17 protein-coding genes and 5 tRNA genes are annotated in these 17,090 nt (G+C 56.6%); 12 read left to right on the forward strand and 10 right to left on the reverse strand.

Going from position 1 to position 17,090, the window contains the following annotated elements:
- The first annotated feature begins 38 nt into the window (after nucleotides 1-38).
- The 7 genes from U9O48_RS07170 to pnuC all read left to right on the forward strand — a co-directional run bounded on the left by U9O48_RS07170 (nucleotide 39) and on the right by pnuC (nucleotide 2,609).
- A tRNA-Lys gene (locus U9O48_RS07170) sits at nucleotides 39-114 on the forward strand.
- A gap of 134 nt (nucleotides 115-248) precedes the next feature.
- Nucleotides 249-324, forward strand: a tRNA-Val gene (locus tag U9O48_RS07175).
- Nucleotides 325-327: 3 nt separating this feature from the next.
- A tRNA-Lys gene (locus tag U9O48_RS07180) sits at nucleotides 328-403 on the forward strand.
- A 29-nt stretch (nucleotides 404-432) separates the two neighbouring features.
- Nucleotides 433-508 (forward strand) — tRNA-Lys (locus U9O48_RS07185).
- 29 nt (nucleotides 509-537) lie between these two features.
- Nucleotides 538-613: transfer RNA gene (locus tag U9O48_RS07190), tRNA-Lys, on the forward strand.
- 195 nt (nucleotides 614-808) lie between these two features.
- Nucleotides 809-1,852, forward strand: coding sequence for a quinolinate synthase NadA (gene nadA, locus U9O48_RS07195; RefSeq protein WP_324724386.1), 1,044 nt, complete (start codon nucleotides 809-811; stop codon nucleotides 1,850-1,852).
- A 37-nt stretch (nucleotides 1,853-1,889) separates the two neighbouring features.
- Nucleotides 1,890-2,609, forward strand: coding sequence for a nicotinamide riboside transporter PnuC (pnuC, locus tag U9O48_RS07200; RefSeq protein ID WP_324723941.1), 720 nt, complete (start codon nucleotides 1,890-1,892; stop codon nucleotides 2,607-2,609).
- Here the strand turns inward: pnuC and zitB are convergent.
- Together zitB and U9O48_RS07210 are read right to left on the reverse strand one after the other, a co-directional pair.
- Nucleotides 2,606-3,544 (reverse strand): CDF family zinc transporter ZitB, encoded by a 939-nt coding sequence (gene zitB, locus U9O48_RS07205; RefSeq protein ID WP_324723942.1) that lies wholly within the window; start codon nucleotides 3,542-3,544, stop codon nucleotides 2,606-2,608. The two genes, pnuC and zitB, sit on opposite strands and share 4 nt — an antisense overlap.
- A 107-nt stretch (nucleotides 3,545-3,651) precedes the next feature.
- On the reverse strand, nucleotides 3,652-4,050 hold the full coding sequence (locus U9O48_RS07210) for a YbgS-like family protein (protein WP_282492526.1): 399 nt from the start codon (nucleotides 4,048-4,050) through the stop codon (nucleotides 3,652-3,654).
- Nucleotides 4,051-4,367: 317 nt separating this feature from the next.
- Here U9O48_RS07210 and aroG point away from each other — a divergent pair, with 317 nt between their 5' ends.
- A complete protein-coding gene (aroG, locus tag U9O48_RS07215) occupies nucleotides 4,368-5,420 on the forward strand; it encodes a 3-deoxy-7-phosphoheptulonate synthase AroG (protein WP_282492222.1) in 1,053 nt (350 codons plus the stop codon).
- 62 nt (nucleotides 5,421-5,482) lie between these two features.
- Here aroG and gpmA read toward each other — a convergent pair whose 3' ends face one another.
- The 7 genes from gpmA to modE form a co-directional block, all read right to left on the reverse strand.
- Entirely contained in the window at nucleotides 5,483-6,235 is a 753-nt protein-coding gene (gpmA, locus tag U9O48_RS07220; protein ID WP_102105244.1) for a 2,3-diphosphoglycerate-dependent phosphoglycerate mutase, read from the reverse strand.
- A 258-nt stretch (nucleotides 6,236-6,493) separates the two neighbouring features.
- Complete coding sequence (galM, locus tag U9O48_RS07225) at nucleotides 6,494-7,534, reverse strand: galactose-1-epimerase (RefSeq protein ID WP_285146582.1); 1,041 nt, start codon at nucleotides 7,532-7,534, stop codon at nucleotides 6,494-6,496.
- Complete coding sequence (gene galK, locus U9O48_RS07230; protein ID WP_324723945.1) at nucleotides 7,528-8,676, reverse strand: galactokinase; 1,149 nt, start codon at nucleotides 8,674-8,676, stop codon at nucleotides 7,528-7,530. The genes galM and galK overlap by 7 nt, the downstream gene beginning before the upstream one ends.
- A 3-nt stretch (nucleotides 8,677-8,679) precedes the next feature.
- The gene (galT, locus tag U9O48_RS07235; protein WP_324723946.1) at nucleotides 8,680-9,726 is read right to left on the reverse strand and encodes a galactose-1-phosphate uridylyltransferase; all 1,047 of its coding nucleotides are present in this window, start codon (nucleotides 9,724-9,726) and stop codon (nucleotides 8,680-8,682) included.
- 9 nt (nucleotides 9,727-9,735) lie between these two features.
- Complete coding sequence (galE, locus tag U9O48_RS07240; protein ID WP_285146580.1) at nucleotides 9,736-10,752, reverse strand: UDP-glucose 4-epimerase GalE; 1,017 nt, start codon at nucleotides 10,750-10,752, stop codon at nucleotides 9,736-9,738.
- Nucleotides 10,753-10,959: 207 nt separating this feature from the next.
- Nucleotides 10,960-12,432: a molybdate ABC transporter ATP-binding protein ModF gene (modF, locus tag U9O48_RS07245; RefSeq protein WP_285146579.1), complete on the reverse strand. Its 1,473-nt coding sequence runs from the start codon at nucleotides 12,430-12,432 to the stop codon at nucleotides 10,960-10,962.
- Nucleotides 12,433-12,499: 67 nt separating this feature from the next.
- On the reverse strand, nucleotides 12,500-13,288 hold the full coding sequence (gene modE / locus U9O48_RS07250) for a molybdenum-dependent transcriptional regulator (RefSeq protein WP_285146578.1): 789 nt from the start codon (nucleotides 13,286-13,288) through the stop codon (nucleotides 12,500-12,502).
- A 129-nt stretch (nucleotides 13,289-13,417) separates the two neighbouring features.
- Here modE and U9O48_RS07255 point away from each other — a divergent pair, with 129 nt between their 5' ends.
- From U9O48_RS07255 to modC, 4 genes are all read left to right on the forward strand, one after another.
- A complete protein-coding gene (locus U9O48_RS07255) occupies nucleotides 13,418-13,567 on the forward strand; it encodes an AcrZ family multidrug efflux pump-associated protein (RefSeq protein WP_072241805.1) in 150 nt (49 codons plus the stop codon).
- A 178-nt stretch (nucleotides 13,568-13,745) separates the two neighbouring features.
- Complete coding sequence (gene modA, locus U9O48_RS07260) at nucleotides 13,746-14,519, forward strand: molybdate ABC transporter substrate-binding protein (protein WP_324723948.1); 774 nt, start codon at nucleotides 13,746-13,748, stop codon at nucleotides 14,517-14,519.
- Nucleotides 14,519-15,208, forward strand: a complete 690-nt coding sequence (modB, locus tag U9O48_RS07265) for a molybdate ABC transporter permease subunit (RefSeq protein WP_282492231.1) — start codon at nucleotides 14,519-14,521, stop codon at nucleotides 15,206-15,208. Before modA ends, modB begins: the two co-directional genes overlap by 1 nt.
- Before the next feature lie 2 nt (nucleotides 15,209-15,210).
- On the forward strand, nucleotides 15,211-16,269 hold the full coding sequence (modC, locus tag U9O48_RS07270) for a molybdenum ABC transporter ATP-binding protein ModC (protein WP_285149049.1): 1,059 nt from the start codon (nucleotides 15,211-15,213) through the stop codon (nucleotides 16,267-16,269).
- Here the strand turns inward: modC and U9O48_RS07275 are convergent, their stop codons facing one another.
- Entirely contained in the window at nucleotides 16,270-17,088 is an 819-nt protein-coding gene (locus U9O48_RS07275; RefSeq protein ID WP_324723949.1) for a pyridoxal phosphatase, read from the reverse strand.
- Between the last annotated feature and the right edge of the window lie 2 nt (nucleotides 17,089-17,090).

Below are 17,090 nucleotides of genomic sequence, written 5' to 3' on the forward strand. Positions count from 1 at the left end.
CAAGGGATATCGAACAGCCCGAAAGCCGCGAAAAAAGTGGGTCGTTAGCTCAGTTGGTAGAGCAGTTGACTTTTAATCAATTGGTCGCAGGTTCGAATCCTGCACGACCCACCAATTAACAAAGCAGTAAGATGGTAGACGTGAAGGATAACGTTGCTTCAGCAACGGCCCGAAGGGCGAGGCGAAGCCGAGTCATCCTGCACGACCCACCACTTAAGATTTTCCTGTAGTACCCGGTAGTATGCGTTGGGTGATTAGCTCAGTTGGTAGAGCACCTCCTTTACACGGAGGGGGTCGGCGGTTCGAGCCCGTCATCACCCACCATTCGGGGCGTTAGCTCAGTTGGTAGAGCAGTTGACTTTTAATCAATTGGTCGCAGGTTCGAATCCTGCACGCCCCACCAATACTACAGAATTCAGGCAGCATCCGAGCGGGTCGTTAGCTCAGTTGGTAGAGCAGTTGACTTTTAATCAATTGGTCGCAGGTTCGAATCCTGCACGACCCACCAGCCTGAATACAATTTGCCCGTCCCGAAAGGGGTCGTTAGCTCAGTTGGTAGAGCAGTTGACTTTTAATCAATTGGTCGCAGGTTCGAATCCTGCACGACCCACCAATTTTAGCATTGTGACTTGATGTTAAATCTCAGTGTAAAAAGGCGCCCTAAAGGCGCCTTTTTGCTATCCAAATATTGTGACTTTTTCCGCCCAACGCGCTATCTTGTTTAGTATACAAAACACAATTGTCGTATCTTTCGTTCAGAACGCAAAAGAGAGACATTATTGTTAAGCCAGTAAAACGAGAAGCTATGATGAGCGTGATGTTTGATCCTGAAGCCGCAATCTATCCTTTCCCGCCTAAGCCCGTGCCATTAGATCTGGACGAAAAACAGTTCTACCGTGAAAAAATCAAGCGCCTGTTGAAGGAGCGAGATGCGGTGATGGTCGCGCATTACTACACCGATCCTGAAATCCAGCAGCTGGCGGAAGAGACGGGCGGTTGTATCTCGGACTCCCTGGAGATGGCCCGCTTCGGGGCGAAGCATCCTGCCTCGACGCTGCTCGTCGCGGGCGTACGCTTCATGGGCGAGACGGCCAAAATCCTCAGCCCGGAAAAAACCATTCTAATGCCTACGCTCAATGCGGAATGCTCTCTGGATTTAGGCTGTCCGATCGACGAATTCAGCGCGTTTTGCGATGCCCATCCAGACCGCACGGTTGTGGTGTATGCCAACACCTCCGCCGCGGTCAAAGCGCGTGCGGACTGGGTGGTCACCTCCAGTATCGCCGTCGAACTCATTGAGCATCTGGATAGCCTCGGACAGAAAATTATCTGGGCACCGGATAAACACCTCGGCAACTACGTGCAGAAGCAAACCGGCGCGGATGTCTTGTGCTGGCAGGGCGCGTGCATCGTGCACGACGAATTCAAAACCCAGGCGCTGGCGCGCATGAAGGCCTTATACCCTGACGCTGCCATTCTGGTACATCCGGAATCACCCCAGTCGGTGGTGGACATGGCCGATGCCGTCGGCTCCACCAGCCAGCTCATCAATGCCGCGAAAACGCTGCCGAATCAGAAGCTGATTGTCGCCACCGACCGTGGCATCTTCTACAAAATGCAGCAGGCGGTGCCGGACAAAGAGTTGTTCGAAGCACCGACCGCCGGGGAAGGCGCGACGTGCCGCAGCTGCGCCCACTGTCCGTGGATGGCGATGAATGGCCTCAAGGCGATTGCTGAGGGGCTGGAGACAGGCGGAGCGGCCCATGAGATCCACGTCGACGCTGCGTTGCGTGAGGGCGCGTTAATTCCGCTTAACCGCATGCTCGATTTTGCGGCTACACTACGCTCCTGAGATGAGATAACGCGTATCACTACGCTCTGGGGAAAAGATGGATTTTTTTAGCACGCAGAACATCCTGGTTCACATACCGATCGGGGCGGGCGGCTACGACCTGTCATGGATTGAAGCTATCGGCACGCTGGCTGGACTGCTCTGCATCTGGCTGGCGAGTCTGGAGAAGATCAGTAACTACGTGTTTGGCCTGATTAACGTCACGCTGTTCGCGATTATTTTCTTCCAGATCCAGCTCTACGCCAGCCTGTTGCTGCAGCTGTTTTTCTTCGCCGCGAACATCTACGGCTGGTACGCCTGGTCGAGGCAAAACAGTGCGCAGGAAGCGGAGCTCCAAATCCGCTGGCTGCCGTTACCGAAAGCCATCGCCTGGCTCGCCGCCTGCGTGGTCGCCATCGGCCTGATGACGGTCTACATCAATCCGGTGTTTGGTTTCCTGACCCGCGTCGCGGTGTCAGTGATGTCGAGCCTCGGCCTGAACGTCACGATGCCCGAGCTTCAGCCCGATGCTTTCCCGTTCTGGGATTCCTGCATGATGGTGCTGTCGATCGCAGCGATGATCCTGATGACGCGCAAGTACGTCGAGAACTGGCTGCTGTGGGTCATCATCAACGTGATTAGCGTGGTTATCTTCGCGCTGCAGGGCGTTTACGCCATGTCACTCGAATACCTGCTGCTCACCTTTATTGCCCTGAACGGCAGCCGGATGTGGATTAACAGCGCGCGTCAGCGTGGCTCCCACGCGCTGTCCAGTTAATGGTGGTGATGGTGTGAATGGTCGGGCTGCGTCTCGTTGAGATGGCAGTCCGGCCCGCTACAGGCCTGATACTCCATCTGGATCGTGACGTGCGAAATCTCGTACTGATGCTCCAGGAAGTGCTGGATACGTCCCAGCAACGCGTCGTGATCGTGCGGAGGGACAACCTGCACATGCAGGGTCATCACCGGTTTCTCACCGACCAGCCAGACATGAACATGGTGCACGTCGCGCACTTCCGGAATATCCCGGCACATCTTGCGTTTCAGGGCCGGAATATCCAGCGACACGGGCGCACCCTCCAGCAGCTCGTTCACGCTCTCCCGTAACAATCCCCACGCGCTGCGCAGCACCAGGCACGAGACCAGCACCGACAGAATCGGGTCGATCGGTGTCCAGCCGGTAGAGATGATCACCAGCGCTGCCACGATAGCCCCCACTGAACCCAGCAGATCGCCCAGCACATGCAGAGCTGCTGCGCGGACGTTGAGGTTTTTCTCCGAGCTGCCGCGATGCAAAATCCAGAATGCAAGGATGTTGGCCAGCAGCCCGGCCACCGCAATCACCATCATTGTCATCCCAGCAACCGGCTGCGGATCGCGGAAACGCTGGATGGCTTCCCAGACAATCAAAATCGTAATCACCACCAGGGCGATCGCGTTGACGAAAGCGGCGAGGGTGGTGAGACGCAGCCAGCCAAAGGTATGGCGCGCGTTAGGTGGGCGACGGGAAAACTGTACCGCGATCAGCGCAAACAGGAGCGCGGCGGCGTCAGTGAGCATATGCCCCGCATCCGCCAGCAATGCCAGCGAGCCGGAAACCAGTCCGCCAATAACCTCGATAACCATAAACGTGGCGGTGACGCCGAAAGCCAGCATCAAACGTTTAGCGTTTTCGTCCCCTGAAGCCTGCGAATGAGAATGCGTGTGCGCCATGAACTCTGTCCTGATGAGTAATCATACTAAGTGTAGATTTTTTAGTATTTTGCACAAAAAAGAAAGGAGAGCTTTCGCTCTCCTTCATTTATCCGATCGGGCTCGAATTACTGGGTCGTGCCGTCGGTTTTGGTATTGACGTCGTTATTCATACCGTCACCGGTTTCAACTTTCTTGTTGATATCCGGGCATTTCCCGTCTTTACACATCGAGTTTTTGTGGATCTCATCCTTTGTCATACCGTCATGATTCATGGTACCGGAATCCGTCCCGTTCGGGTGCAGCATGGTTCCGCCGCTGGTCCCGCTGCCGGTATTGATGTTGCTGTTATCCACATTATTCGGAGCGACGTTCTGTTTCGCATCCGGTGCTACCTGGCCTGCCGCCGCGGCGGCGTTAGCCTGGCCGTTATTGTCGGAACTCGCTGAGTCCGCGGCCAGCGCGGCCCCGCTTGCCATGGTGAGGGTTGCGGTCAGGAAAAGGGTTGCCAGTTTAGTCATTTTCATCATGCTGCTCCTGTTCTGGTCGTTATATGCTGGATAACTTCTTCCAACAGTGCATGCGCGAAAGTATTCGCTCAGTGGTCAAAGATTCCAGAATCCGAACTTATGTCAGGATGGAATCACGTTTAAATGCACAAACAGAGTGGTTACATTTAAAAAGTTTAGGGCAGATCTCGTTATTCGCTACTTTGTCGCGTTTTTTAGCCTAATTCCAGGAATTATCCGTGCGAAGTGTAAAAGCCCGTTTACACTTCCAGGCTGACAAGTTAGATTGAAAGGATTGCATTCCTTACTAAAAATATGTCAGAGCCGGAACGAAGATGAATTATCAGAACGACGATTTACGTATCAAAGAGATCAATGAGTTATTACCTCCTGTAGCGCTCCTTGAAAAATTCCCCGCCACTGAAAACGCCGCCAACACGGTTTCTCATGCCCGCAAAGCGATCCACAAGATCCTGAAAGGCAACGACGATCGTCTGCTGGTGGTGATTGGCCCTTGCTCCATTCACGATCCTGCTGCGGCGAAAGAGTACGCGGCGCGCCTGCTGACTCTGCGCGAAGAGCTGCAGGGCGAGCTGGAGATTGTGATGCGCGTCTATTTCGAAAAACCGCGCACCACCGTGGGCTGGAAAGGGCTGATTAACGATCCGCATATGGATAACAGCTTCCAGATCAATGACGGTCTGCGGATCGCGCGCAAGCTGCTGCTGGAAATTAACGACAGCGGTTTACCGGCGGCGGGCGAGTTTCTCGATATGATCACCCCGCAGTACCTGGCCGATCTGATGAGCTGGGGCGCGATTGGCGCACGTACTACGGAATCTCAGGTTCACCGCGAGCTGGCGTCGGGCCTCTCTTGTCCGGTCGGGTTCAAAAACGGGACCGACGGCACCATGAAAGTGGCGATCGATGCGATCAACGCTGCCGGTGCGCCGCACTGTTTCCTGTCCGTCACCAAGTGGGGCCACTCGGCCATCGTCAACACCAGCGGAAACGGCGACTGCCATATCATCCTTCGTGGCGGCAAAGAGCCGAACTACAGTGCAAAACACGTCGCAGAAGTGAAATCGGGCCTCGAAAAAGCGGGTCTGTCACCGAACGTGATGATCGATTTCAGCCATGCCAACTCCAGCAAGCAGTTCAAAAAGCAGATGGAAGTGGGCGCGGACGTGTGTCAGCAGCTGGCAAACGGCGAAAAAGCGGTGATCGGCGTGATGATTGAAAGCCATCTGGTGGAAGGTAACCAGAGTCTGGAGAGCGGCGAGCCGCTGGTCTACGGTAAGAGCGTCACCGATGCCTGCATCGGCTGGGAAGATACCGACGCGATCCTGCGTCAGCTGGCGAAGGCGGTGAAAGCGCGTCGCGCCTGACCTTTTCCGACCCAATAAAAAAGCGTGGAAGGCTCCACGCTTTTTTTATGTCTGGCGAAAAATTACTTCGCTTTACCCTGGTTCGCTACCGCGGCCGCTTTCGCTGCGATTTCGTCAGCGTTACCCAGATAGTAACGTTTGATTGGGTTGAAGTTTTCGTCGAACTCATACACCAGCGGTACGCCGGTTGGGATGTTCAGTTCAAGGATTTCGTCTTCGCCCATCTTATCCAGGTATTTCACCAGCGCACGCAGGGAGTTACCGTGAGCCGCAACGATCACGCGCTCACCGCTTTTGATGCGTGGCAGAATGGTGTCGTTCCAGTAAGGCACAACGCGATCGATGGTCAGCGCCAGGCTTTCAGTCTGTGGCAGCTCAGCATCAGTCAGTTTCGCGTAACGCGGGTCGTGGCCCGGGTAGCGCTCATCATCTTTGGTCAGCTCTGGTGGAGTCACCGCAAAACCACGACGCCACTGCTTAACCTGCTCGTCACCGTATTTTTCAGCGGTTTCGGCTTTGTTCAGACCCTGCAGCGCACCGTAGTGACGCTCGTTCAGTTTCCAGGATTTCTCAACCGGCAGCCAGGCCTGGTCCAGTTCATCCAGCACGTTCCACAGAGTGTGGATGGCACGTTTCAGCACAGAGGTATAAGCAAAATCGAAGCTGAAGCCTTCATCTTTCAGCAGTTTACCTGCCGCTTTAGCTTCGCTCACGCCTTTCTCAGACAGATCAACATCATACCAACCGGTGAAGCGGTTTTCGTTGTTCCACTGGCTTTCGCCATGGCGCACCAGAACCAGCTTAGTTACAGCCATATTGCACTCCTTAAGCATTTTGAATGATAACAATTCTCATTATATTGCCGTGATCGCTCAGGCGGCAACGCTTAACCCTAACCATAGCGAAAATAGTGTCTCAGTGTAAGATGCTTGTGAATTGCGGGTTATGATTTTGTCTGCGATCGGCGCTATTTTCAGCGATGCGGACAAAAAAAAGCCCTCAGGACGAGGGCCGTGATGTAGTTTTCCGGAGGATCCGTAGGTCGGGTAAGCGAAGCGCCACCCGACATGGTGTCAGCGCGCAGTAAACTGATATTCCGTCACGCTCACATACTCCTGCCCCGGACGCAGCACGCAGTCCGGCTGTGGCCACTCGGCATGGTTCGGACTGTCCGGCAGAAACTCGCTTTCCAGCGCCATTCCCTGCCAGTCGCTGTAATCACCTTCCTCGCGAGCAGGCGTACCGCCGAGGTAATTCCCGGAGTAGAACTGCAGCGCAGGCGCGGTGGTGTATACCGTCATCTGCAGCTTTTCATCGGCGGACCATACCTGCGCGGCGGGCTGAGCCACATCGCCTTTGGCCTGCAGCAGAAACGCGTGATCGTAGCCTTTCACCCTGCGCTGATGATCGTCGCTGAGGAAATCCTGGGCGACGGTTTTCGCACTGCGGAAGTCAAAGCTGGTACCCGCCACGGCCTTCAGCCCTTCAAACGGAATACCCATCTCATCGACCGGCAGATAGGCGTCGGCGAGGATTTGCAGCTTATGGTTGCGCACGTCCGACTGATCGCCGTCGAGGTTGAAGTAGGCGTGGTTGGTCATATTGACCGGGCACGGCTGGTCGACCGTCGCACGATATTCGATGCTGATACGGTTATCGTCCGTCAGACGGAAGAGGGCGGTCGCGGACAGATTGCCAGGGAAGCCCTGATCGCCGTCGGCGGATTCCAGCGCGAACAACACTTCGCAGTCGTTCTGCTGCACGATGCGCCAGCGACGCTTGTCGAACCCGTCCGGGCCGCCATGCAGCTGGTTTTCGCCCTGGCTTGGGGCAAGGGCATACTCTTTGCCATCAAGCGTAAAGCGGCTTTTGGCGATACGGTTCGCATAGCGCCCGACGGAGGCGCCAAGATAAGCCGCCTGATTAACATACTGCTCTGGCGATGCGCAGCCGAGCAGGGTTTCGCGCACGCTGCCGTCCGGCATTGGCACGCGGGCGGAAAGCAGCGTTGCGCCCCAGTCCATCAGCGTGACCACCATGCCCGCGCTGTTGCGCAGGGTCAGCAGGCGATACGACAGACCATCAGGGGCGAGGGTTGGCGTTTCGTTTAGCACTGTCCGGCTCCTTGGGTTGCTTTGCAGACGTAGAAGGTTTCTTTGATGCCCGTTTTAGCTTCGTACTCTTTGGCAACGGCATCCTGAACGGCGGGGACCAGCTCTTCCGGGATCAGCGCCACGATGCAACCGCCGAAGCCGCCGCCGGTCATGCGCACGCCGCCTTTCTCACCGATGGTCGCTTTGACGATTTCCACCAGGGTATCGATCTGCGGCACGGTGATCTCGAAATCATCGCGCATGGAGGCGTGGGACTCTGCCATCAGCTCGCCCATGCGTTTCAGGTCGCCTTTCTCCAGCGCAGAGGTCGCTTCTACGGTGCGGGCGTTTTCGGTCAGAACATGACGGACGCGTTTCGCGACAATCGGGTCCAGCTCGTGCGCCACTTTATTGAATTCATTCAGGGTGACGTCGCGCAGCTTAGGCTGCTGGAAGAAGCGCGCACCGGTTTCGCACTGTTCGCGGCGGGTGTTGTACTCGCTGCCGACCAGGGTGCGTTTGAAATTACTGTTGATAATGACCACCGCCGCGCCTTTCGGCAGGGAAACGGCTTTGGTGCCGAGCGTGCGGCAATCGATCAGCAGGGCGTGCTCTTTTTTACCAAGCGCAGAAATCAGCTGATCCATAATCCCGCAGTTACAGCCGACGAACTGGTTTTCCGCTTCCTGGCCGTTCAGCGCGATTTGCGCGCCGTCCAGCGGCAGATGATAAAGCTGCTGGAACACGGTGCCGACCGCCACTTCCAGCGAGGCGGAAGAGCTCAGGCCCGCGCCCTGCGGAACGTTGCCGGTGATCACCAGATCCGCGCCGCCGAAGTTTTTGTTGCGCTTCTGCAGATGTTTGACCACCCCGCGCACATAGTTCGACCATTGCTGAGTGTCGTGGGCGACAATCGGCGCATCGAGGGAAAACTCGTCGATCTGATTATCGTAATCGGCGGCGATCACGCGCACCATACGGTCGTCGCGTTTGGCGCAGCTGATCACGGTCTGGTAGTCGATAGCGCAAGGCAGGACGAAACCGTCGTTGTAATCGGTGTGCTCACCAATCAGATTGACGCGGCCTGGAGCCTGAATCGCGTGGGTGGCAGGGTAGCCGAATTTTTCAGCAAACAGGGATTGTGTTTTATCTTTCAGATTCATTTATTAGACTCCTGATTCGCGGTAATGGATATCGCTGACGGCGCGCAGACGTTCTGCCGCCTGTTCTGCCGTCAGATCGCGCTGGGTTTCTGCCAGCATCTCGTAGCCCACCATAAATTTACGCACCGTCGCAGAACGCAGTAGCGGCGGATAAAAATGGGCATGTAACTGCCAGTGCTGATTCTCTTCGCCGTTGAACGGCGCGCCGTGCCAGCCCATGGAATAGGGGAAAGAGCACTGGAACAGATTGTCATAGCGGCTGGTCAGTTTTTTCAAAGCCAGGGCCAGATCGTCACGCTGGGCATCGCTCAAATCGGTGATACGCAGAACGTGAGCTTTCGGCAGGAGCAGCGTCTCGAACGGCCACGCCGCCCAGTACGGTACGACGGCCAGCCAGTGCTCGGTTTCGACGACCGTACGACTGCCGTCTGCCAGCTCGCGCTGCACGTAATCCGCCAGCAGAGATGACTGGTTTTCGTTGTAATAGGCCTTTTGCAGACGATCTTCGCGCTCGACTTCATTCGGCAGGAAGCTGTTCGCCCATACCTGGCCGTGCGGGTGCGGGTTGGAACAGCCCATCGCCGCGCCTTTGTTTTCGAACACTTGTACCCACGGATACTCCTGACCCAGTTCGGCGGTCTGCGCTTGCCAGGTAGTGATCACGTCGGTGAGCGCGCTCAGGCTCAGCTCCGGCAGCGTTTTGCTGTGATCCGGCGAGAAGCAGATCACCCGGCTGGTGCCGCGCGCGCTTTCACAGCGCATCAGCGGATCGGCACTTTCCGGGGCATCCGGTGTGTCGGTCATCAGCGCGGCGAAATCGTTGGTAAACACATAAGTGCTTTTATAGTCGGGATTTTTATCGCCGGTGACGCGGGTATTGCCCGGACAGAGGAAGCAGTCCGGGTCATGCTGAGGCAGCGTCTGTTTCGCAGGCGTCTCTTGCGCGCCCTGCCACGGGCGTTTGGCGCGATGCGGAGAGACCAAAATCCATTGCCCGGTTAACGGGTTATAACGCCGATGCGGATGATCGACGGGGTTGAATTGCGTCATGTCGGATCCTTAATCCGGATAGCCCTGGGGATGGCGTGACTGCCAGTGCCAGGTATCCTGTGCCATTTCATCCAGCGTGCGAGTCACACGCCAGTTCAGCTCTTTATCGGCTTTGGAGGCATCTGCCCAGTAAGCGGGGAGATCGCCGTCGCGGCGTGGGGCGAAGTGGTACGCCACCGGTTTGCCACAGGCTTTGCTGAAGGCGTTGACCACGTCCAGCACGCTGCTGCCGACGCCTGCGCCGAGGTTATAGATATGCACGCCGGGTTTATTCGCCAGCTGCTGCATCGCGGCTACGTGACCGTCGGCCAGATCCATCACGTGGATGTAGTCGCGCACGCCGGTGCCATCTTCGGTCGGGTAGTCGTTGCCGAAAATCGCCAGCGAATCGCGACGACCCACGGCCACCTGCGCGATATACGGCATCAGGTTATTCGGAATACCCTGCGGATCTTCACCCATATCGCCTGACGGATGCGCGCCCACCGGGTTGAAATAGCGCAGCAGCGCGATGCTCCAGTCCGGCTGCGCTTTTTGCAGGTCGGCCAGAATCTGCTCCACCATCAGCTTGCTTTTGCCGTACGGGCTTTGCGGCGTACCGGTCGGGAAGCTTTCGACGTAAGGGATTTTCGGCTGGTCACCGTACACGGTGGCGGAAGAGCTAAAGATGAAGTTTTTCACGTTCGCGGCGCGCATCGCGGAGATCAGACGCAGCGTCCCGTTAACGTTGTTATCGTAGTATTCGAGAGGCTTCGCGACGGATTCACCGACCGCTTTCAGGCCCGCGAAGTGGATCACCGTATCGATGGCGTGATCGTGAAGGATTTCGGTCATCAGCGCTTCGTTGCGGATATCGCCTTCCACAAAGGTGGGCTGTTTTCCGGCCAGACGCTCAATGACGGGCAGCACGCTGCGCTTACTGTTGCACAGGTTGTCGAGGATGATGACATCGTGGCCATTTTGCAGCAGTTGCACACAGGTATGACTTCCAATGTAACCGCTACCACCCGTTACCAGAACTCGCATATTTCGCTCCATTAGGCTTATGGTATGTAATAACCATAGCATAACAGAGACGCGAAAAGTGTGACATGGGATAAAATAGTGGAATCGGTTACACTGAATCACACAGGCAATTTCACAACGAATCAGCGCATTGTAAATCAAAGAGATAGCAATGTATTGCTGCCAGTTATCTGAAAAAGAGGGCCGCAGCCCCCTTTAAGAGGATGCTCAGTCAATGCGGTTTAACGCATAGCGATAACCTTCGCCATCAGGCACAAACTCCAGACGGTGGGTGATGCAGGCGGGGGCGTCTTCCGCGTGGTGTGAAACGAACAGCAGCTGGGTTTCGCCTTCGCTAATTAAGACGTCGACAAAGCGGCGAATCAGCTGGCGGTTGAGAGGATCGAGCCCCTGCAGCGGTTCGTCCAGAATGAGTAGCGTAGGGTGTTTCACCAGCGCGCGCACGATCAGCGCCAGACGCTGCTGCCCCCACGACAAGCTGTGGAACGGCGCATCCGCCACGCGTTTATCCATCCCCAGAATATCCAGCCACTGCTGCGCCAGCTTGTGCTGCTTGTCGGAGACCGCCTGATAAATGCCAATCGAATCAAAATATCCCGAGAGAATGACGTTGCGCACTGTCGTGCTGACGCGGTAATCGAGGTGCAGGCTGCTGCTGACGTAGCCGATATGCTTTTTGATATCCCAGATGGTCTCCCCGCTGCCGCGACGACGGCCAAACAGGGTCAGATCGTTGCTGTAGCCCTGGGGATGATCGCCGGTAATCAGGCTCAGCAGGGTCGATTTCCCCGCGCCGTTGGGGCCGGTGATCTGCCAGTGCTCGCCCGGATTCACCGTCCAGCTTAGCTGGTCGAGGATCGGACGATCGTTGTAGGAGACGGTGCCGTTTTTTAGCTCGATGCGCGGCTGGTGGCTCTCCAGCAAATGCCGCGCCGAAGGGGCATCCGGTTCCGGAAGGGCAATCCCGTCGAGCTTTTCGCTGTGCGCCAGCTGGGCAATCAGCGCCTGCTGGAGCAGCGCGTCTTTCTCGCCGGTTTCGGTCAGTGAGCAGTCCGCCAGCACGCCCGCGTACTGCACAAAATCCGGGATTTCATCAAAGCGGTTAAGCACCAGCACCAGGGTATAACCTTGCTGATTCAGCGTGGCGAGCAGGGTGGCCAGCTGCGCGCGGGAGAGCACGTCCAGGCCGTCGAAGGGCTCGTCGAGGATCAGCAGGTCCGGCTCGTTCATCAGCGCCTGGCACAGCAGGGTTTTGCGCGTTTCGCCGGTGGAGAGGTATTTGAAGCGTCGGTCCAGCAGGCCGGTGATGCCGAACAGCTCCGCCAGATCCCGACAGCGGGCGTCGTCTTTTCTCTCGTCCTGAATGATCTCCGCGGTGGTGCGGCCCGTATCCTCTTCACCAGGGCTGAGCAGGTCGGTGTTATTGCGCTGCCACTCGTCGCTGACCAGCTTTTGCAGCTGTTCGAAGGAGAGGCGCGTCACGCGCTGAAAGCTGCACTGGCGTTCACCCTTTAGCTGAGTGAGTTCGCCCGCCAGCGCGCGGGCCAGTGCAGACTTGCCGCTGCCGTTGGTACCAACAAACGCCCAGCTTTCGCCAGCGCGTAAAGTTAAGTCGGGCAGTGAGAGGGTTCGGGTGTCGCTAAGACGAAACGTGCCTTGCGAAATTTGCAATGATGACATGAGTTATCCCATTTTTTGCAGCGATATGCATCAGGGATACCCACTGTCGTTCTGTTTGTCAACGCACTTAGCACAACGTGGCGATAATCACCCGGTCGGCGTTGAAATATGCGGTGACTTGCGCGCCTTGCGTTAAATCTTCTGCATCGGCCAACGGAACCGTGGCGCACAACACTTGCCCGTCGGGCAGCGTCATCAGCACTTCGCACTGCTCCTCGCCGCGCGCGATATGGCTTATCGCCCCCTGCAACTGGTTATCGGCCTCTTTCGCCTGATTCGCGTCGAGCGTGATATTCACCCACGGCGCTTTGAGCAGCACCAGCACCTCTTTGCCTTCGTTCAGCCCCAGTCGCTCGCCGCTCTGCGCGGTAATCGCCACTTTGAGGCGCGTGGTGCCGTCGGCCAGCAAAATATCGACATGCTGCTGCACCTGATCGTGATCGCGCGCAGTCACCGTGCCAAACCACTGGTTTCGGGCGCTGGTTTGCAATGAGAAGCGGGAGATGGCTGCCAGCAGGCTGTCGAGGGGCAGGGCGTCGTCATCACTCAGCACGTCGAAGGCTTTTTGCTGAATTTGCGCCAGCAGATCGTAGAGCTGAATCAGGCGCTGGCCGTAGCGCGTGAGAATCGCACCACCGCCACCCTTGCCGCCCGTGGCGCGGTCGACCAGCGTCTGCTCGCTCAGGGTGTTCATCTCGTTGATGGCGTCCCAGGCACTCTTATAGCTGATGCCTGCATTCTTCGCGCCCTGGCTAATTGAGCCCGTTTGTTCTATCTGTTTAAGCAGGGCGATACGACGCGGATCGGCGAAAAGCTTCTGCTGAAGTCGAAGGGTAAGGAGAATTTCGGCCTGCATAAGACGGTGTCCTGGCAAAAAGCGTATTGTGACCCAATTGCCTGACAGCGCAAAGCCTACCGCACAAAAGGGGATGTTTTTCTGACTTTTCAGGTTAGAATACGTCCTTCACAGAGTCAGGAGAACACCATGTTAGAGTTGTTGAAAAGTCTGGTATTCGCCGTGATCATGGTACCCGTAGTGATGGCCATCATCCTCGGCGCCATCTACGGCTTAGGTGAAGTGTTCAACGTCTTTTCGAACATCGGTCATAAAGACCAGCCTAAAAAGCAGCATTAATTCCTCCCAAAACGCCCGGCTAGCCCGGGCGTTTTGCTCTCAAGTTTCTGCTTCTCCCGCCGATAGTATTCTCATAATCAGCTTTGTTTACCCCTTAAACGGTACGATTTAACGCTAGGTTATCCTTACAGTTATCGTTATATTTATAAATATATAACGACACTCACAGGAGCTACAAATGGCACGCACATGGTTACGCCTTTTCGCAGGGGCAACACTGACACTCTCCGTCGCCGGACATGCACTGGCTGACGAAGGTAAAATCACGGTCTTTGCGGCGGCGTCGCTGACCAACGCGATGCAGGACATTGCGGCGCAGTACAAAAAAGAGAAAAACGTCGATGTTGTCTCTTCCTTTGCCTCGTCCTCAACCCTGGCTCGCCAGATTGAAGCCGGTGCGCCTGCGGATCTGTTTATTTCTGCCGATCAGAAATGGATGGATTATGCGGTAGAGAAAAAATCGATCGACACGGCCACCCGTGAAACCCTGCTGGGTAACAGCCTGGTGGTGGTGGCGCCAAAAGCCAGCGCGCAGGGCGAGTTTACCATCAACAAAGAGACCAACTGGACCAGCCTGCTGAAAGAGGGCCGTCTGGCGGTCGGTGATCCGGATCACGTTCCGGCGGGTATCTACGCGAAAGAAGCGCTGCAAAAACTGGGTGCGTGGGATACATTGTCACCGAAACTGGCTCCGGCTGAAGACGTGCGCGGCGCTCTGGCGCTGGTGGAGCGCAACGAAGCCCCGCTGGGCATTGTGTACGGTTCCGATGCGGTTGCCGGTAAAGGGGTGAAAGTAGTCGCGACCTTCCCGGAAGACTCGCACAAGAAAGTGGAATACCCGATCGCCATTGTTGATGGACATAAAAATGCGACGGTCAGCGCCTTTTACGACTATCTGAAAGGGCCTGAAGCGTCAGCCATCTTTAAACGTTACGGATTTACGACTCACTGATGATATTGACCGATCCTGAATGGCAGGCCGTGCTGCTGAGCCTGAAAGTCTCTTCCCTGGCAGTTGCCTTTAGTTTGCCCTTTGGGATCTTCTTTGCCTGGCTGCTGGTTCGCTGCCAGTTTCCGGGCAAAGCCCTGCTCGACAGTATTCTCCATCTTCCTCTCGTGTTGCCGCCGGTAGTGGTCGGTTACTTATTGCTGATTGCGATGGGGCGACGCGGTTTTATCGGCCAGTATTTGTATGACTGGTTCGGCCTGACGTTTGCCTTTAGCTGGCGCGGCGCGGTACTGGCGGCGGCGGTGATGTCCTTCCCGCTGATGGTGCGGGCCATTCGTCTGGCGCTGGAAGGCGTCGACATTAAGCTCGAGCAAGCGGCGCGCACGCTCGGTGCCGGGCGCTGGCGGGTGTTTTTCACTATCACGCTGCCCCTCACGCTGCCGGGCATTATCGTCGGCACGGTGCTGGCATTTGCCCGTTCGTTGGGCGAATTCGGCGCCACCATTACCTTCGTCTCCAACATTCCCGGTGAAACGCGCACCATTCCGTCGGCGATGTACACCCTGATTCAGACGCCGGGCGGGGAAGGGGCTGCCGCGCGGCTGTGCATTATCTCCATTGTGCTGGCGCTGGTGTCGCTGCTGATTTCTGAATGGCTGGCGCGTTTGAGCCGCGAGCGGATGGGGAAATAATCATGCTGGAACTCAACTTTAGCCAGACGCTGGGCAACCACTGCCTGACGCTCAACGAAACGCTGCCTGCATCCGGGATCACCGCCGTCTTTGGCGTGTCGGGCGCGGGAAAAACCTCGCTCATCAATGCCATCAGCGGGCTGACGCGTCCGCAGACGGGCCGGATTGTGCTCAACGACCGCGTGCTGCACGACGTTGAAAAGAAGATCTACCTGGCGCCTGAAAAACGCCGTGTGGGCTATGTTTTCCAGGATGCGCGGCTGTTCCCGCACTACAAAGTGCGCGGCAATCTGCGCTACGGCATGGCGAAAAGCATGGCCGGGCAGTTTGATAATCTGGTCAATCTACTCGGCATTGAGCCATTGCTGGAGCGCCTTCCTTCGTCACTCTCGGGCGGTGAAAAACAGCGTGTCGCGATTGGCCGCGCGCTGTTAACCGCGCCGGAATTGCTGCTGCTGGATGAACCCCTGGCCTCGCTGGATCTGCCGCGTAAGCGCGAGCTGTTGCCTTATCTGCAGCGTCTGGCGCGCGAAATCAACATTCCGATGCTCTACGTCAGCCATTCGCTGGATGAGATCCTGCATCTGGCGGACAACGTACTGGTGCTGGAAAGCGGCAGCGTAAAAGCCTTTGGCCCGCTGGAAGAGGTGTGGGGCAGCAGTGTCATGCATCCGTGGCTGCCGAAAGAGCAGCAGAGTAGCATTCTGAAAGTCAGCGTGCTGGAGCATCATCCGCACTACGCCATGACCGCGCTGGCGCTGGGCGATCAGCATCTGTGGGTCAATAAGATCGACAAGCCGCTGCAATCCGCGCTGCGCATCCGCATTCAGGCGTCTGACGTTTCCCTGGTGCTCCAGCCACCGCTGCAAACCAGCATCCGCAATATTCTGCGTGCGAAAGTGGCGCAATGTCTGGACGATAACGGACAGGTGGAAGTGCAGCTGGAAGTGGGCAGCAGAAAGCTGTGGGCGCGCATCAGCCCGTGGGCCAGGGATGAGCTGGGCATCAAACCTGGCCTGTGGCTTTACGCGCAGATCAAGAGCGTCTCGATTACCACCTGATCACAGCAGGTGGGTATAAATGTACTGCGCGATGCTGTCGGTGGTGTTGTCACCAATCACCACGTTAGCGCGCGCTTTCACCGCATCGTCGGCATTGCCCATCGCCACGCCGGTTCCGGCGGCTTCGAGCATGCTGATGTCGTTGTAGTTATCCCCGAAGGCGATCACGTCTTTCATCGACCCGCCCTGAGATTCCACAAACTGCGTCAGGCGCTTGCCTTTGCTGTTGCCTTTGCGCGCGATATCCACCTGATCGTGCCATGACCATTCACACTCAAGGCCCAACGTCTGTTCAACGTGTTTCGCGAACGCGTTCAGTTTGCTGGTGTCTTCATCGGTCAGGGCAAATTTCCAGATGGCCTTCACATCAGTTGCAGCCTGACGCAGAGAGGAAACCTGGGTAAAGACCGGACGCTGCGCTTCGGGCAGAGACAGCGCCCAGTTGCTGGTGCGGGTCACGTGGCCGGTAGGGCGCTCATACATCATCGCATCATCCACATACATCAGGCCGTGAATGGCGTGATCATCGAGCAGATCGATCAATTGCAGCGCCTGAGTCGAGGGCAGCGGATCGGCCTGGAGAACCTTTTTTGCATGATAATCATACAAATAAGTGCCATTACAACAAATTGCAGGTGTATCTAACGCCAGTGCCTGATAAAAAGGATGAATGGCAACGTGATGTCGACCGGTAACGATCAAGAGTTGATATCCCGCTTCCTGAGCACGTTTGAGTGCTTCGAGGGAGGAGGGAAGCAGGGTTTTTTGCGGGGTTAACAGCGTACCGTCTAAATCCAGAGCAATCACACGCGAGGTCATTT

Origin of the sequence: Lelliottia sp. JS-SCA-14, assembly GCF_035593345.1 — a bacterium.
Taxonomy (GTDB): domain Bacteria; phylum Pseudomonadota; class Gammaproteobacteria; order Enterobacterales; family Enterobacteriaceae; genus Enterobacter; species Enterobacter wanjuensis.

Bases quoted from the DNA above. Each gene is read 5' to 3' on its own strand.
- nadA (WP_324724386.1), top strand. From the start codon at position 809: ATGAGCGTGATGTTTGATCCTGAAGCCGCAATCTATCCTTTCCCGCCT.
- pnuC (WP_324723941.1), top strand. From the start codon at position 1,890: ATGGATTTTTTTAGCACGCAGAACATCCTGGTTCACATACCGATCGGG.
- zitB (WP_324723942.1), bottom strand. From the start codon at position 3,544: ATGGCGCACACGCATTCTCATTCGCAGGCTTCAGGGGACGAAAACGCT.
- U9O48_RS07210 (WP_282492526.1), bottom strand. From the start codon at position 4,050: ATGAAAATGACTAAACTGGCAACCCTTTTCCTGACCGCAACCCTCACC.
- aroG (WP_282492222.1), top strand. From the start codon at position 4,368: ATGAATTATCAGAACGACGATTTACGTATCAAAGAGATCAATGAGTTA.
- gpmA (WP_102105244.1), bottom strand. From the start codon at position 6,235: ATGGCTGTAACTAAGCTGGTTCTGGTGCGCCATGGCGAAAGCCAGTGG.
- galK (WP_324723945.1), bottom strand. From the start codon at position 8,676: ATGAATCTGAAAGATAAAACACAATCCCTGTTTGCTGAAAAATTCGGC.
- galT (WP_324723946.1), bottom strand. From the start codon at position 9,726: ATGACGCAATTCAACCCCGTCGATCATCCGCATCGGCGTTATAACCCG.
- galE (WP_285146580.1), bottom strand. From the start codon at position 10,752: ATGCGAGTTCTGGTAACGGGTGGTAGCGGTTACATTGGAAGTCATACC.
- modF (WP_285146579.1), bottom strand. From the start codon at position 12,432: ATGTCATCATTGCAAATTTCGCAAGGCACGTTTCGTCTTAGCGACACC.
- modE (WP_285146578.1), bottom strand. From the start codon at position 13,288: ATGCAGGCCGAAATTCTCCTTACCCTTCGACTTCAGCAGAAGCTTTTC.
- U9O48_RS07255 (WP_072241805.1), top strand. From the start codon at position 13,418: ATGTTAGAGTTGTTGAAAAGTCTGGTATTCGCCGTGATCATGGTACCC.
- modA (WP_324723948.1), top strand. From the start codon at position 13,746: ATGGCACGCACATGGTTACGCCTTTTCGCAGGGGCAACACTGACACTC.
- modB (WP_282492231.1), top strand. From the start codon at position 14,519: ATGATATTGACCGATCCTGAATGGCAGGCCGTGCTGCTGAGCCTGAAA.
- modC (WP_285149049.1), top strand. From the start codon at position 15,211: ATGCTGGAACTCAACTTTAGCCAGACGCTGGGCAACCACTGCCTGACG.
- U9O48_RS07275 (WP_324723949.1), bottom strand. From the start codon at position 17,088: ATGACCTCGCGTGTGATTGCTCTGGATTTAGACGGTACGCTGTTAACC.